Source organism: Natrononativus sp. DTA114 (assembly GCF_059736515.1).
In genome coordinates, this window is the sequence record NZ_JCASSN010000004.1 from 335494 (window position 1) to 350010 (window position 14517).

Here is a 14517-nt window from a genome sequence, read left to right on the forward strand (position 1 = left end):
CCTGTTCGCGATGATATCGGACCATTCGTCTCACCCATAATAAATATGTGGGTAGGTGTAACGTGGACCGAGTTCCCCTCTCGCAAAAGAAGCTGCAGGAGTTGCTCACTCGAGGCAGTAGTGATACTCAGCGGAGGTGCGTCGCGAAGAACGCGCTGACCCGAGCGTACGCATCTCGCCAGGTTTCCGGACGTTCGAACATGTGCTCTTCGTCCGGGTAGTGAACGGAGTCGAACTCGACGCCGGCTTCGACACACTCGGAGATCAGCCGGTGGAGTTCGCCGATAGTGACGTTCTTATCTGCAGAACCGTGCAGCGCCAGAAGCGGCGTCTCCATTTCGTCCACGTAAGTGTTGGGCGACGCTACGCGGTAGCGCTCGGCGACGGCTGGGTCATCACTGTCCGGCGGCCCGCCAAAGCGGTTGTGGAACCAGCTCGCTTCGCCCGGTCCCCACGTCGATCGGCCCTGGTCGATCGCCCATTCCTCCCACGTCCGCCAGTCCCAGATTCCGGCGACGTTGACCGCACAGTCGTACGCATCGGTTTTCGTGGCGAGAATGTTCGCCAGAAACCCACCGTAGCTCCGGCCCCACATTCCCACCGACTCCCCGACGAGGTCGTGATTTCGTAGGAACGCCGCGGCGTCGACGCAGTCCTGTACTTCGCCGACCCCCACGCTCCGGTGAATTGCCTGTTCGAACGCACGACCGTAGCCGATTCCGCTTCTGAAGTTCAACTCGAGAACGGCGTACCCCTCTGCAACGAGGGCCTGATCGAACCCGTGGAAGTAACAGTAGGTCAGACCGGGGTGGAAACCGCGTCGCATCTGGCTGATGGGACCGCCGTGACAGAGGACGATCGCCGGCAGGTCGTCCCCTGGGCTGGCTTCGGGCGGCGTATAGAGATAGCCGTACACCGTTTCGCCATCGCTCGCTTCGAACGCCACCGGTTCGGGGTCTGGCAGCGTCTCGAGTCGGTCGGGTGACGGGTGCGACGCGGAGACGCGCTGTACGGTTTCGTGTCGGACATCGGTGACGTGAACGTCAGCCGGCGAACGTCGGCCGGCCCTGAGAAACGCGATTCGGTCGTTTTCGAACCAGGTCGGCGCCAGCGCGTTCCCGTCGATGTCAGTGAAGGCGACGCGCTCTCTGCTTCCGTCGTCGTCGATCGAAGCGACGTGCAGGTGTCGTTCGCCTGAGTCGATACGGTTCGTCACGTACGCGAGTTGGCTTCCGTCGTCACTCCAGGCGGGTACGTCGGAGGCGTCACCGCGAGCCTCGAACTTGCCGTCGGTTACCTGTACGACGCCGGGCCCGGAGAGGTCCGGGTGATCGCAGTCGTCGAGTCGTCGTCGCCGCTCGACGTCGAGTACGTACACGTGTCGGTACCCCGTCCGAGCGGAGACAACAGCGAGTCGCCCGTGACCGCTGCCGACCGGCCGGTGAGGGAGCAACAGTCCGTCGACGGTTTCGGAGGCGATCGGCCGGCCGATTCCGGTGTCGGTACCGATTACGACCGACCGGTAGATCCTGGTCGTCCCGTCCATCGTATCCTCGGCGTACACGAGGTGGCCGTCGTCGACCCAGTCGAACGACGCACGCATACACGATTCTACCTCTTCCGGGACAGTCGACCACGCGACGGCGTTCTCGGCCGCGTCGTACACCGCGATGCCGAGTGCCTCGCGGTCCCCCTCGGTAACGACTCCGAGATACCGGCCGCTCGGATCCCACCGGAGCGTCGGGCCGCTCAGAAACGACGCTGGAATGACGTCTTCACCGAGTTCGCAGGCTGTGATGGAGCCGCCTTCGTACAGCCACAGCGTTTCCCCGGAGAGGTACGCCAGCGTCTCGCCGTCGGCAGACCACGTTACCCCCGAACAGGGGTCCGTTCCACGGACGAGCGGAAGCGTCTCTCCGGTTTCGACGTCGAGACGCTCGAGATCGCCATCGTTGATGACGGCGACCTCCGTGGGGTGGCCGGGTCGCCAGTCGAACGTCGAGACGGCGCCACTTTCTGTTCGCCGGGCTGGCTCTTCGGCTCCGTCACGTATCGAGACCGCGGTCTCCGCCAGGTCACCAACGGGGTGACTGGCGAAATCCGTGTCTCCGTGGGCGGTTCGCAGAAACCCCACTCGATCCCCCGCGCTATTCCACTGTGGATTCGACACCGATACCAGATCGAGCGCATCCTCTATGCCGAAATCGACTGTCTGTGACACACCGTCCCATCGCATGGGGGAGAGTAATAGTTTCCCCTCCCCGATAACCGACAGAGGAACAATTATGGTGGAGTCGACCAGTCGTGTAGACGATGTCAGACCAAGAACTGGTCACCGAAAAGATAACGCAGAGCATCGAATTGCTCGAGGAGACGGATACCGATCTCTGGATCACCTTCGGCCGCGAGACGACCGAGATCGACGAACCGTGTCTCCCGCTGTTGCTGGGATTCGACATCGTCTGGCCGACGATGGTGTTGTTGACGAAAACGGGTGAGAAACACGTTCTGATCGGCCGTCACGACGCGCCGAACGCCAGAGAAATCGGCGTCTACGACGTTCACGCCTACGACGAGTCCTTCGAACCACAGTTCGTCGACCTCCTCGAGGAGATCGACCCCGACGAGATCGCGGTGAACTTCTCCCGGGACAACAACATCGCAGACGGACTGACACACGGCCTCTATCTCATGCTCACCGACGCGCTCGAGGGGACGGGGTACGAGGACCGGCTACGAAGTTCGTCGGATCTCGTCTCGAGACTGCGCAGCGAGAAGTCACCCATCGAGCGCGAGCGGATGGTCCGGGCCGCCGAGATCACCGAGGGGCTCTTCACGGAGATGTCGGACGCCTGGGGGCCAGACTGGTCGGAAGCGGACGTCTCCGAGTTCATCCACTCCCGGATGACCGAGCGCGGCCTCGACAGCGCCTGGAGCTGGGACTACTGTCCGACAGTTCACGCGGGCGGCGAATCAGAGCTGGGACATACGATGGCGGGCGATCTCACGCTTCCGCCGGGCGAGGTCCTTCATACGGACTTCGGGGTGAAGTACAAGGGGTACGCGACCGACATCCAGCGGCTATACTACTACCCGGAGAACGGGGAGGAGCCACCCGAGGAGTTGCTCGAGGCGTACCACGACGTTCGGGCGGCCATCGATGCGGCGTTCGACGCGATGGAGCCCGGCGTGAAAGGGTACGAGGTAGACGACGCCGCACGCGACGAGATCACGGGCCGGGGCTGGCCGGAGTACAAACACGCCGTCGGACACAACGTTGGGCGAAACGCCCACGACGGCGGCACGCTCCTCGGTCCGCGCTGGGATAGATACGGAACGTCGCCGGAGGGCATCGTCCGCGAGGGAGAGATCTACACGCTCGAACTCGGCGTCGACACCGAGTGGGGCTATCTTGGCCAGGAGGAGATGGTCGAGGTAACCGACGACGGCGTCGAGTACTTCGTCGAACCTCAGACCGAGTTCCGCATCCTCGAGGCGTAGTCACCCTCACTCGAACGTCCCATCAACTTCGACCGGACTGAGTGTTCCTGTAGACTTAATATCACCCGTTCACTCACGTAGTGCATGGACCTTCCACGCAAGGGACTGGACGAGACGCTCGTCGCCGCCGAGGCCGACGGCTACCTCCTCGACGACGACTCCTCGAACGGCGATCAGCGCTACCTGTCGGGACTGAACGGCCACGATCCGTTCATCACACTCTACAAGCCGGGTGAGGTGCATCTGCTCATCGGCGGCACCGACTATCGGCGAGCGAAACGCGAGAGCAACGCCACGGACGTCGCGCGACTCTCGGAGTACGACTACGAGGCGAAACAGACGGAGAACCCGAAGACCGCGAAGTACGACGCGCTAGCGGAGTTTCTGACAGAACGCGATGTCGAGACCGTCCTCGTACCGGAGCGATTCCCCCTCGGAACCGCCCGCGGCCTCGAAACGCACGGAATCGACGTGGCGACAGACGATGATGATACGATCGAAACCGTGCGAGCGGTGAAAACCGATGCGGAAATCGACGCCATCGAGATGGCACAGCGAGCCACCGAAGCGGCGATGCAACGAGCGGAGGACCTCCTCGCCGAGGCGGAGATCGACGACGACACGCTCGTCGTCGACGGTGAGACGCTGACGGGAGCGGACCTCAAGAGCGAAATCGAGGTCACGCTGTTGCGACACGGCGCAGCGCTCCACGATACGCTCGTCGGCTGTGGCGACGATTCGGCCGACCCCCACGGCCAAACGAGCGGGCCGCTTCGCCCCCACGAGAGTATCGTCATCGACATCTTCCCGAAGCACCTCGAGTCGGGCTATCACTCGGATATGACCCGGACGTTCGTGAAGGGCGAACCGAGCGAGCGGCTTCGAGAGCTGTACGACGAGGTCCACGAAGCGCTCGATATTGCGCTCGATGCGGTCGCAAGCGGCGTGACCGGCGACGAGGTCAACGACCGCGTGTTCACGTTCTTCGAGGAAAACGGTCACCAGTCCCGCCGGAATGACGAGGAGATCGAAGGTGGCGCACTCCACTACGTCGGCCACGGCGTCGGCCTCGACGTCCACGAGTCGCCGGTCTGTCTCCCCGGTGGCGACGAACTCGAGTCCGGGAACGTGATCACGCTGGAACCGGGGCTGTACTATCCGGGCGTCGGCGGCGTCAGGATCGAGGATATCATCGAAGTGACAGAAGACGGTCACAGAAACTTCACCGAGTATCACACGGAGTTCGTCATCGACTGACCAAGTGCGCTCGCCAGCCTGACCGGTGTACTGAATTTTATTAGGTCATACGGTAAGTGTGAGGTGGATGTCGACAGAAGACACATCGCCACTCGACGAACTCGAAACGATCGGAACCACCGTCGTCACGATCGACCAGGCCAATCGGAACCTGTACTGGGACGAGCAAGTGATGATGCCCGAAGGCGGGACGCCAGCGCGATCGGGCCAGCGATCGACGCTCTCCTCACTGAAACACGAGCGGTTGGCCGACGAACGAACCGGCGACCTGCTCGAGGCCGTCGACGAGGACGACCTGTCCCGAGAACAGGCGGCACTCGTCCGCGAACTCCGGTGGGAACACGAACGCGCGAGTCGCGTCCCCGACGAGGTCGTTTCCGAACTGACGACGGTCACCTCCGAGGCGCAGCCCGTCTGGCGGGAGGCCAAAGAGAGCGGGGATTTCTCGGTGTTTGCGGACTCGCTCGAGGAGATTTTCGACGTCTCGAAGCGGTACGCCGACCACGTCGACCCGGATCGGGATCGCGTGGAGGCACTCTTTCGAGAGACGGAACCGCACTTCAGTTTCGACCGGATGGAAGAGATCCTGGCCGAGTTGCGCGAGGAACTCGTTCCGCTGATCGAGCAGATCAACGCCAGCGACGTCGAAATCGACCAGGAGGCGTTCGCCGGGACGTATCCGGAAGACCGACAGTACGCACTCGCACGCAGGATTCTCGACGTCGTCGATTACGACTGGGAACACGGTCGACTCGACACCGCCCCGCATCCGTTCGCCGGCGGAACGCCGTACGACTCGCGGATCACGACGCGGTTCGACGAGTCCAATCTCCTGTCGGCGATCCCGACGACGCTCCACGAGTTCGGTCACGCTTCCTACGCGCTCGGACTGCCGAAGGACCGATTCAACTCGCCCGACGGCCTCGCACAGCACCACGCGGTCCACGAGTCCCAGTCGCGATTCTGGGAGAACCACATCTGTCGCTCCCGGCCGTTCTGGAAACGACTGCTGCCGCTCATCCGCGAGGAATTCGACGGGTTCGACGACCTCACGCCGGAGGAGGCCTACCGGAGCGCAAACCAAGTGTACGAGGATAACCCGATCCGCGTGGAGGCGGACGAACTCACCTACCACATGCACATCATCCTCCGGTTCGAGACCGAGCGGGCGCTCTTGACCGACGAGATCGACGTAGCGGACGTGCCGGCCGTCTGGTCGGAGAAACTCGAGGAGTATCTCGGCGTCACCTCGGAGTCGGCGACCGACGGGCCGCTACAGGACATCCACTGGAGCATGGGCGCGATCGTCAACTTCCAGAATTACACGCTCGGCAGCGTCCTCGCCGCGCAACTCGACGCCGCGATGCGCGAGGAGATCGACGACGTCGACGGCAAGGTCGCGGCGGGCGAGTTCGACGAGATCCACGACTGGCTGACCAGCAACGTCCATCAGCACGGCCGGCTTCACACGACCGACGACCTGATCATCGAGGCGACCGGCGAACCGCTGACCGCGACCTACTTCATCGACTACGTCACCGAGAAGTACAGCGATCTGTACGACCTCTGAGCCGGGTCTCGGATCGTCGGATCTGTGAGTCGTACCCGCTTGGGTAGGGGTCCCGTAGCCGAGATCGCTACGGAATCGGCCTCGAAAGTGACGTTTATTACGGTCGCGCAACCAGCAGAGTGTATGGGTTCACAGTTATTCAGCGATATCGACCTCGGGGAGGTGTCGGTTCCGAACCGACTGGTCGTCTCTCCGATGTGCCAGTACTCTGTCGAGGACCACGACGGGATCCCTCACGACTGGCATCTGGTTCATCTGGGCAGCCGCGCCGTCGGAGGTGCGGGAATCGTGATGGCAGAAGCGACGGCCGTCGACCCGCGCGGGCGCATCTCTCCGGCGGACACCGGGCTCTGGAGTGAGGGACACAGAGACGCCTGGAAACCGATAACCGAGTTCATCTCCTCACAGAACAGCGTTCCCGCCGTCCAGTTGAGTCACGCGGGCCGCAAAGCCAGCACCAGCGTCCCCTGGAAGACCGACGGTGCCCGCCCGGTACAGCCCGAAGACGGCGGCTGGGAAGTCGTCGCGCCGAGTGATCTCCCGTGGACTCCGTATGGCGACTCGCCGCCCCTTCACGTGTTGGACACCGACGATATCGCCGACGTCGTCGATCAGTTTGCCAGAGCCGCCGTACTCGCTGCAGAGAGTGGTTTCGAGATCGCCGAAATCCACGCCGCACACGGCTACTTGCTCCACGAGTTTCTCTCACCCGTCGCGAACACTCGCGAGGACGAGTACGGTGGCAGCTTCGAGAACCGCACGCGGATCGTCCGCGAAATCGTAACCGCAGTCCGTGAGGTCTGGGAGAAGCCGCTGTTTCTCCGAATATCGGCGAGCGACTGGCTCGAGGACCGCGACTCCTGGACGCTCGAGGATTCGATCAGGCTCGCCCAGGACGTCGGTCCCCTCGGCGTCGACGTGATCGACGTGAGTTCCGGCGGAATCCACCTTGATCAAGAACAACCCCACACCGGGGCGAACAATCAGGTCCTCCTCGCCGAAGCCATTCGCGAGGAGGCTGATATCCCGGTCTGTGCGGTCGGCGGTATCAAGAGTCCCTCCCAGGCCGATGCTCTGGTACGAAACGGCCGGGCGGATTTCGTCGCCGTCGCCCGCCAATTCCTTCGCGAACCGTATCTCGGCCTCAACGCGGCTCGAGAACTCGACCAGCGCGATGCGGTGTACTGGCCGCCCCAGTACGAACGCAGCATCCGGGACTGAAAACCGACGCCCCGAAGCACCGCCCGTCGGCTCCGCGAGAGCCGATTCGACCACAGCTAAGTCACTCCGGGAACTGTTCTCGCCATGGACGCTGACCAGGCGGTGAGGGAGTTACTCGAGCGAGAACGAATTGTCCGGCTCAAACACCGCTATTGCTACTGCATCGACGAGAAGCAGACCGACGAGTTCGTCTCGCTGTTCACCGATGACGCGACAGTCGACTTCGCGACCAGAGAACCGTACGACGGCCGCGCGGACATCCGCCGATTCATCGAAACCCACGTCTCGGAAGTAGCGCGCATGGCACACACCGTCACCAATCCGATCATCCGGATCGACGGCCGGCAGGCGACCGGAACGTGGTACTACCTCGTTTTGCTCTCGGGCCAGGGTGGGACGGAGTTCGGACAGGGCGTCTATCACGAGGGGTACTGCCTCGAGAGCGGTGGCTGGAAGATCGACTCGCTGCGGACCGAACGGCGATTCACACACCGGCTTTGAGCACCCACCGTTGGTCGCTCAGTTCGACGATCCGGTCGACAACGATCGAATTTCGCCGTGTTAGAAACTATCATGGTGCTTCGAATCGAAGTGGGAGCTATTACATGAGAGGGGTCTCCGTCGAGCAACCAGTACCGTTCCGTGCAGTCGGGACAGCGAGGGCGACCACGACCGACCTCCTGATCGTCTATAGCGTGCTTCTCGCGGTGTTGATCGTCCAGCCGTCCGTGCTGTTCCTGGAGAGCGTACTCACCGGTTCGGTCGGGGTCGTCGCGGCGGCGGGAGTCTGCAGGTCCGACGACGAGTTCGAGCGAGCGCACCAGTCGGTCAGGACGGAGCGCCGGCGTGCCACCGCGGAGCGACACGCCTTCAAGTCGTTCGCGAAGGAGGTTCGAGACGTCCCGGTATCGACCGGCGCGCCGACCTCTTCCGGCGCGATGACCGCCACAATGGCCAGTGCTGGCAGTAGCAACTCCTCTCTCCAGAGAGTTCGTTCTCTCTACCGACAGACGGTTATGGGGCTCCCCCACTACGAGGAGGAGTACGGGACCGATCTCGAAGGCAGTCTGGCCGAAGAACTCAACGAGGATATCCAGACCGCGATCACCGACGGGCGGCAGTTCTCGCAGCCGTTGAAACGAGTCCTGATCGAAGAGAGCCTCGCAGCGAGTCGACGGCGGGCGCTGTATCTCGGGTATCTCGCGGACGAATGCGAGGCCCTGGAGAACGCGGCCCAGGGGATACGACACGTCGACCAGAGCCTCGAGGCGGCCGGGGACGAGTGCCTCACGGATCAGTCCTACCTCGAACTCGGCGAGACCTATCGACGACTCGGCTGTGAACTCCAGCACTGTGAGTACCTCATCGAACAGAGACAGGACCACATGCACGGGCTAGACGCGCGGTTGACGATAACGACGGGGCCGCGCATTTGCGAGTATCTCTATCGAAATGATCGATGCCGCTATCCGGTTCTCACTGTCGCGTTGGCTCGAATGGACGCACTCCACGAGCGTCGTCGCGCGGTCATGGATCGGCTCCTCGGGAGGATCTGACGAGCGTTATCGGGCAACGTACCCGCCATCGACGAGCAGCGTGGTCCCACTGACGTAGCTCGCGGCGTCGGAACAGAGAAAGACGGCCGCCCCGACGAGATCGTCCGGACGGGCGATCTCTCCCAGTGGGATACGGGACCGTCGTTTGTCGTTGATGGCCGTATCGTCTGAGGAGAGCTCCGTGCGGACGAACCCTGGAGCTAGCGTGTTGACTCGGATACCGTGTTTACCCCACTCGGAGGCGAGCTGTCGAGTAAGCGCTTCGACGCCCCCCTTCGTCGCGTGGTAGTCGACGTGTGGAACGTCATCCTCGGCGACGAACGCGTTGATCGAGGAGATGTTAAGTATCGAGCCGCCCCCGTCGTCGATCATCGCTCGGCCGACGTGTTTCGAGCATAGAAAAACGCCCGTCAGATTCGTCTCGAGGGTACGTTCCCAGTTCTCGAGTTCCTTCTCCTCGGCCGGTTCGGAGATCGCGATGCCGGCGTTGTTGACCAGGATGTCGACGCCATCGAACTCCTCGACGGTGTGATCGACCAGCCGTTCGACCGACGATTCCTGGCAGACGTCAGTCGGGATGGCGAGCGCCGTTGCGCCGGTTTCGTCGGCTATTTCCGCTGCGGCTGCTTTCCCTGCCGATTCGGACCGGTTCGCGATCACTACAGTCGCGCCTGCGTCGGCCAGGGCGGTCGCGATCGCGTTCCCGATTCCGGCGCTGCCGCCGGTCACGATAGCTACCTCTCCGTCGAGTTCGAACTGCTCGAGTACGGGCATGGCTGAAAGACTGACGAGACCGAGTATAAACGTTGTGACCTTTCTACGAGCCGTCTCATCGACGTTTCCGGAGAACACATATCTTTAAGATCTCTCGTGGGTCTCGTTCACACGGTGTACGAAACGAATGTCGAAAGCAGCGGTTAGATACGACTGGGAGTCACGAACCGAGCGGGCCCGCGAATTCATGAAAGAGGAGGGGATCGACGCCCTCTACGTCGGCGCTGGTGCGAACCAGTTCTACTTTACCGGGTTCAGCGCCTACGACGGCGGGTGGCCGATCTGGCTGTCGGCGTACGTCCTCCCCCTCGAGGGCGACCCCGAGTTCGTTCTCTCCGAGATGCACCGCGATATTATGAAACACGCCGAAACGGCGATCCCGGCCGACGCCGTGACCACCTACCGCGACGGTGAGGACTCGGCACAACTTCTCGAGTCCATCCTCGAAGAGCTGAATGTCGCCGAGGGGACAATCGGTCTCGAGGACGATGCCTGGTTCGGCGACGCCCGACTGCTGGGGGAGGTCGCTCCCGACGCTGAGCTGGTGAGCGCCCAGGAGATTTTCGACTACCTCAGGATGGTCAAAGACGACACGGAGATCGAGCACATCCGCCGAGCGAACGAAATCGCCGCGGAGGCACACGCGGCGTCGGCCGAGGCGATCGAAGTCGGTCGCCCGCAGTACGAAGTCGCCCAGGAGATTACGAATGCGATGCTCGAGGCCGGCTCACAGACGATGGGGCTCGGCGGTGTCTTCCGGGAGCTCACCGACCGTCCGTTCCGAGAGGGTGACATCGTCGACGTGGATATGGGACCACAGTTCAACCATTACGCGACAGACTGCGCGAGAAACGTCTTCGTCGGGGAACCCTCCGACGAGGATCGACGCGCCTACGAGGTCTGTTCGGAGTGCATCCACGCGACGATGGATATTGTCGAACCCGGAGTCACGGCCCACGAAATCCACACGTTTGCCGAGAAGTACATGGCTGACGAGGGCTACGACCAGCCGTGGAAAATCGGCCACGGGATCGGGCTGATGAGCGGCCACGAGGCTCCGCAGGTCCAGGAGAACAACCAGCGCGAGATGGAACCCGGGATGGTCATAGTCATCGACCCGGGCATCTTCGTCGACGGTCACGATCTGGACGTCCCGATTCACATCGAGGACCCGGTGCTCGTCACCGAGAACGGCTGTGAGAACCTGTTCGATTACACTCACGACGTCGTAACGGTCTGAGGGGGCCGGCCGTCGCAATCGGTTGTCGTCGATTTCTCTCGAGTGCGGCCACCAACGGCCGCTCCCGTCGCTCATTTAGTAGCTGCCGGTGCCGAAGACGGACACAAGTTCCCGACGCAGTCGTCCGAATTCGCCTCACAACAAACCTATAAGAGCGTGTGTTCCCCACATTTACGAGAGGTAGCAATCGATGTCAAAATCAGCCGTGCGATACGATTGGGAGTCGCGGATCGACCGAGCGCGAACCCTGATGAAAGAGGCGGAGATCGACGCACTGTACGTCAGCGCGGGAGCGAACCAGTTTTACTTTACCGGGTTCAGCGCACTCGAGGGTGGGTGGCCGATCTGGCTGTCGGCGTACATCCTTCCCCTCGAGGGGGAACCGGAGTTCATCCTGACCGAGATGCACCGCGACATCATGAAACACGCCGAAACGTCGATCCCCGTCGACGCGGTGACCGAGTATCGTGACGGCGAGGACCCCAGTCCGAAGCTGCGGGCCGCACTCGAAGAGCGGGGACTCGAGGACGGGACGATCGGTCTGGAGTCCGACGCCTGGTTCGACGACAGCCGATTGCTTTCTGACGTCGCCCCCGATGCCGAACTTGTAAGCGCACGGGAGATCTTCGATCGGCTTCGAATCATCAAGGACGACCGGGAGATTGAGAACATTCGCCGGGCAAACGAGATCGCCGCGGAGACGTTCGCCGCCGCCGCCGAGGCGGTGGAGGTCGGTCGCCCGCAGTACGAAGTCGCCCAGGAGATCACGAACGGAATGCTTGAGGCGGGGTCGGAGACGATGGGACTGATCGGGATGTTCTCGGAGTTGATGGACCGGCCGTTCGAGGACGGCGACATCGTCGACGTCGACATGCTCCCACAGTACAACCATTACGTGACCGACTGCGCGAGAAACGTCTTCGTCGGAGAGCCCTCCGACGAGGATCGACGCGCCTACGAAGTCTGTTCGGAGTGCATCCACGCGACGATAGACATGGTCGAACCCGGGGTCACGGCCCACGAGGTCCACACGTTCGCCGAGGAGTACATGGTCGACGAAGGGTTCGAACAATCCTGGAAGATCGGGCACGGAATCGGTCTCATGCAGGGACATGAAGCTCCGATGGTTCAGGAGGGAGACGAGACGGTACTCGAGCCGGGGATGGTGTTCGTTATCGATCCTGGATTCTTCGTCGACGGCCAGGATCTGGACGTCCCGATTCACGTCGAAGACCCGGTTCTCGTGACCGAGGACGGCTGTGAGAATCTCCTCGACTACACTCACGACGTCATCGTCGTCTGAACGAGCGGGGATAGAATCGGTTTTTTGCGTTGACGAAGCTGGGCTGACGTTTCGGACCAGCCGGTGCAGGTGTGGTCGAACCTGAACGCCTACAGTTCGCGTTCGATGTCGATGAGGGGTTGGACCGCTTCCTCGAGAGCGGCACTGGCGTCGTCGTCGAGTCGACGATACGGCTTGCGGACCGGCCCGCCCGCACAGCCGCTCATCTCCGCGAGTTCGTTGAGAATCGCCGGGGAGTTCGAGACGATCGGCCGGTTCGGGAGCGAACAGACGTCGCCCCACACTTCCGCGAGCGTACTGTTCAGGGTTCTCGTCCACTCGTCATGGTGGTTGCCTGCAGCACACTCCTCGTAGAATCGTAGCATCGTCTGTGGCGCAGCCCATGTGAGGATGCCAATAAATCCGGCCCCGCCGAGCTGTGAGTCGTGCCAGAAATGGCAGTCGTACGGCGAGATAATGTTGATCTCCTCGGAGAGGTTGAGCATCCGGTCGTAGTGGTCAGTCGCGTAGTTCGAGTCCTTCACCGCCTTGACCAGTTCGATATCCAGAAGTTCGTCGTGCCACGTCTCCGGCGTGATGTTGACGCCGGTTGCTGGCGGGTAGTTGTAGGCGATGATCCCCAGTTCGTCGAGTTCCTCGTCAACGTCGCTGTAGAAATCGCCGACCCACTCCTCTTGCAGCGGGATCATGTACGGCAACTCGAGCAGAGTACCGTCGGCACCCGCTTCCTCGGCGTACACGGCCCGACGAACTGCCTCCTGCTGGTTCGACGCCGAACTGCCGATCACACAGGTGATACCGTCGGCAGCGTCGACACAGAGGTCGGCAACTTTGTCGAACTCCTCTTCGGACGGTGCCATCGACTGCCCCATCGTCGCAAACTGGATGAAGCCGTGGACGCCCTGGTCCTCGAGCCACTCGATGTTCGACCGAATCGCGTCGTAATCGATACTGTAGTCCTCGTTCAGACAGAGCGGTGACAGCGCGAGAACTCCCTCTAACGGTTTTCTGTCAAATTCTACCATGGTATTACTCGTGTAACCTGAATGTACTTCCGATCCCAGCCTCTTGAGCTTTTTCATAGACCAGATGGGAGGCGGCGACGTCTAGCGCCGGCATCCCCATGTGGGACATGACCGTCCGCTCGTCGTCGGACTCTCTGCCCGGACAGTCGCCCGCGAGCAGTTCCGTCAGATCGCCGTGAACGTCGTCTCTGGAGAGCCCCTCCGGGCCGGTGATTCCCACCTGATCGCCGTCGATCCAGAGCAAGTCGCGTTCTTTGAGGCCGAGAACCCACTTGTCGGCGGTTCGGGTAAATTCGGGGTCGAGATCGAGGAACCCGTTCGTCGCGGCGACGTGGGTGCCCGGTTCGATCCACTCCTCCATCACGATCGGCGAGTCCGCGGTCGTCACCATACAGATGATGTCGGCCCCCTTGACCGCCTCGCGGGCGTCCTCGAAGCCGGCGATCTCAGCGTCGACCTGTTGTCCCATCTCCTCGACGAACGCGTCGCGAGCGGTGTCGTCGATGTCGCAGGCCCTGACCGCGTCCAGATCGAACAGATCGTCCATCACCCGCAGGTGGGTTCGCCCCTCGTCACCGCAGCCGATGATCGTCACGGCCGAGGACTCCGGTCGAGCGAGGTACTTCGCTCCGACCCCAGCGTGACCCGCCGTCCGGAGGGCGGTGACGATCTGGCCGTCGAGCATCGCAAACGGCATCGCGGTGTTTGCGTCGTTGAGAATATTGACCGCGCTCAACGTCGGGAGGTTCCGCTGGGCGTTCCGGTGGAAGACGCCGAGCCACTTGTTCCCTGCAACACCGAGCGGTTCGATGTGTGCGGGATAGCTCGAGACGTTTCCGTAGCCGTACTCGTCTTCCGGTCGCGAAAGCCACAGCTCGACGGGGTTGACCTGTTCGACTTTTCCGTCACCGACCCATCGAAACGTATCCTCGACTCTCTCAATGCAGTCTTCGGCATTGATTACGTCCGCAACATCCCCTCGCGAGAGAAAGAGCATCTCTCCCGGAGTCGGATAATCATCTGGCATACGCTCTCTACTCTCTGTGGTGAGTATTTATAACTTGGCTCAT

The 14517-nt window shown here is 62.1% G+C and carries 12 protein-coding genes; 8 read left to right on the top strand and 4 right to left on the bottom strand.

Going from position 1 to position 14517, the window contains the following annotated elements; all coding sequences use genetic code 11:
- Positions 1-127: 127 nt before the first annotated feature.
- Entirely contained in the window at positions 128-2221 is a 2094-nt protein-coding gene (locus tag AC6I6S_RS17295; protein WP_497951874.1) for a S9 family peptidase, read from the bottom strand.
- Positions 2222-2313: 92 nt separating this feature from the next.
- On the opposite strand from AC6I6S_RS17295, the gene AC6I6S_RS17300 reads away from it, so the two are divergent.
- From AC6I6S_RS17300 to AC6I6S_RS17325, 6 genes are all read left to right on the top strand, one after another.
- Positions 2314-3501, top strand: a complete 1188-nt coding sequence (locus AC6I6S_RS17300) for a M24 family metallopeptidase (protein WP_497951875.1) — start codon at positions 2314-2316, stop codon at positions 3499-3501.
- An 84-nt stretch (positions 3502-3585) separates the two neighbouring features.
- Positions 3586-4758 (top strand): M24 family metallopeptidase, encoded by a 1173-nt coding sequence (locus tag AC6I6S_RS17305; RefSeq protein ID WP_497951877.1) that lies wholly within the window; start codon positions 3586-3588, stop codon positions 4756-4758.
- 67 nt (positions 4759-4825) lie between these two features.
- Entirely contained in the window at positions 4826-6328 is a 1503-nt protein-coding gene (locus tag AC6I6S_RS17310; RefSeq protein WP_497951879.1) for a carboxypeptidase M32, read from the top strand.
- 123 nt (positions 6329-6451) lie between these two features.
- Positions 6452-7549 (top strand): NADH:flavin oxidoreductase/NADH oxidase, encoded by a 1098-nt coding sequence (locus AC6I6S_RS17315; protein WP_497951881.1) that lies wholly within the window; start codon positions 6452-6454, stop codon positions 7547-7549.
- An 84-nt stretch (positions 7550-7633) separates the two neighbouring features.
- Complete coding sequence (locus tag AC6I6S_RS17320; protein ID WP_497951882.1) at positions 7634-8050, top strand: nuclear transport factor 2 family protein; 417 nt, start codon at positions 7634-7636, stop codon at positions 8048-8050.
- A 104-nt stretch (positions 8051-8154) separates the two neighbouring features.
- On the top strand, positions 8155-9105 hold the full coding sequence (locus AC6I6S_RS17325) for a DUF7260 family protein (protein WP_497951883.1): 951 nt from the start codon (positions 8155-8157) through the stop codon (positions 9103-9105).
- A 6-nt stretch (positions 9106-9111) separates the two neighbouring features.
- Here AC6I6S_RS17325 and AC6I6S_RS17330 read toward each other — a convergent pair whose 3' ends face one another.
- Positions 9112-9879 carry an SDR family NAD(P)-dependent oxidoreductase gene (locus AC6I6S_RS17330; protein ID WP_497951885.1) on the bottom strand — a complete coding sequence of 256 codons (768 nt, stop codon included), beginning with the start codon at positions 9877-9879 and terminating at the stop codon, positions 9112-9114.
- Between the two features lie 127 nt (positions 9880-10006).
- Between AC6I6S_RS17330 and AC6I6S_RS17335 the strand changes: the two genes are divergently transcribed.
- Complete coding sequence (locus AC6I6S_RS17335) at positions 10007-11119, top strand: M24 family metallopeptidase (RefSeq protein WP_497951886.1); 1113 nt, start codon at positions 10007-10009, stop codon at positions 11117-11119.
- A 190-nt stretch (positions 11120-11309) separates the two neighbouring features.
- Positions 11310-12422 carry a M24 family metallopeptidase gene (locus AC6I6S_RS17340; RefSeq protein ID WP_497951887.1) on the top strand — a complete coding sequence of 371 codons (1113 nt, stop codon included), beginning with the start codon at positions 11310-11312 and terminating at the stop codon, positions 12420-12422.
- A gap of 89 nt (positions 12423-12511) precedes the next feature.
- Here the strand turns inward: AC6I6S_RS17340 and AC6I6S_RS17345 are convergent, their stop codons facing one another.
- A complete protein-coding gene (locus AC6I6S_RS17345; RefSeq protein ID WP_497951889.1) occupies positions 12512-13447 on the bottom strand; it encodes a dihydrodipicolinate synthase family protein in 936 nt (311 codons plus the stop codon).
- 4 nt (positions 13448-13451) lie between these two features.
- Positions 13452-14474, bottom strand: coding sequence for an ornithine cyclodeaminase family protein (locus tag AC6I6S_RS17350; RefSeq protein WP_497951890.1), 1023 nt, complete (start codon positions 14472-14474; stop codon positions 13452-13454).
- Between the last annotated feature and the right edge of the window lie 43 nt (positions 14475-14517).